The 1,706-nt window shown below is 75.4% G+C and carries 2 protein-coding genes; both read right to left on the minus strand.

The window, feature by feature from the left end:
- The coding region (locus E1258_RS32465; protein WP_132407784.1) for an exo-alpha-sialidase at nt 1-833 on the minus strand (833 nt) is incomplete at its 3' end.
- 190 nt (nt 834-1,023) lie between these two features.
- Entirely contained in the window at nt 1,024-1,647 is a 624-nt protein-coding gene (locus E1258_RS32470; RefSeq protein ID WP_132407786.1) for a DNA-3-methyladenine glycosylase, read from the minus strand.
- Nucleotides 1,648-1,706: the final 59 nt, after the last annotated feature.

Raw genomic sequence — 1,706 nt, forward strand, 5'->3', positions numbered from 1 at the left:
TCGGCCGGGAAGCGCCGGGAGTCGGCGGCGAGGGGGAACGACCAGATCATCCCGGGGCGGCGGGGGTGGGCCACCATCGGGAACCCGAAGTCGCTGGGCAGGCCGGCGGCGATCGACAACCAGGTCCGCCCCCCGTCGTCGGAGCGGTAGACGCCGTGGTGGTTCTGCGCGTAGAGCCGCTCCGGATCACCGGCGTCCCGGGCCACCTTGTGCACGCACTGGCCGAACTCGGGCCACTCGTCGGGCAGGAAATAGGCCCGGATGCCCGTGTTGCCCGGTGCCCAGCTCGCGCCCGCGTCGTCGGAGTGGTAGACCCCACCGGTCGACATGGCCACCGTGAGTCGGGCCGGGTCGTGCGGGTGCGGCAGGACGGTGTGCACCGCCTGGCCGCCGAAGCCCGCCTCCCACTGCTTGCGGTGCGGGTGGTCCCACAGCGCGCGGACCAACTCGAAGGTGCGTCCCCCGTCGGCGGAGCGGAACAGCGCCGACGGCTCGGTGCCGGCCCAGACCACCTCTGGCTCCGCCGGCCCGGCGGGCGCGAGCTGCCAGACCCGCCCGAGGCTCGCCCCGGTGTCGGCCGGGAAGGCGACCGGGGCCTGCTCGGGCTCCTGCCAGGACGCCCCCAGGTCGTCGCTGGTGGCCACGCTGGGCCCGAAGTGTGAGCTGGTCGTTGCGGCGAGCAGGCGGGGAACGTCGCGCCGCGTGTCCACCGCCACCGCGTACACGCCGGTCATCGGGTGGTGCGGGCCGCTGACCCGCCAGGTGCGGCGGCCGTCGACGCTGGTGGCGAGGAAGAGGCCCTTGCCGGTGCCGATCGCGAGCAGGGTCGTCATGGATGTCCTTCGCGGAGCCGGAAGCCGAATGGCGTGATTATGACCACGGGGACCGACAGAAACCGGCCGACGCACCGGGAGCAGCGGGCGGTCGCCCCAGGTCAGCGACGAGCGGTCGCCCCAGGTCAGCGACGGAAGCGGGCAGCTCCAGCGGCGGGATCTGGGTAAGTCAGCGGCGGGAGCGGGGTGGTCAGCGGCGGGAGCGGGGCACGTGCCGGCGGTACTGGCTCACGGTCGGCTCGCCGGCGATCCAGAACCGCCACGGCACGTCGTGTGCGCCGGTCACCCCGACCCGGGGCCCGGCGGCGATCGTCGCCTCGGGCACCGGCTCGGCCGCCGGGCGCAGCCGCACCGGCCCGTCGCCGAGCAGATACCGCCCGTACAGCGTACGGTCGATACCGAGGGCGGCGCAGAGCCGCGCCGGGCCGCGCGCGAGATCCACATCCCGGCGTACGGCGGTGCGGCGGGACCGCGCGACCTCGACGCCCTCCACCACCTCGCCGGCCCGCAGCAGCACCGCCGCAGCCTCCCCCTGCGGCCCGGTCACCACGTTCACGCACCAGTACATGCCGTACGTGAAGTAGACGTAGGCGTGCCCCGCCGGGCCGAACATCACGGCGTTGCGCGGGGTTCGCCCCCGATGGGCGTGCGAGGCGGGATCACCGGCCGTGCCCGCGTACGCCTCGACCTCGGTGATCCGGACGGTGACCCCGCCGGCCGAGAGCCGGCAGCCGAGCAGCCCCCGGGCGGCCGGCACGACGGGCCCGGCGAGCAACTCGGCCAGCCCGGCGACGCCCACTTCGGGGTAGGACATGGGCCGACCCTACCCAGTCCCGGCCCTCGACCAGCCCGGACCCGGGGCGGGGCGCGGGC

The sequence above is a fragment of the Micromonospora sp. KC207 genome (genome assembly GCF_004348615.1).
Lineage (GTDB): Bacteria > Actinomycetota > Actinomycetes > Mycobacteriales > Micromonosporaceae > Micromonospora.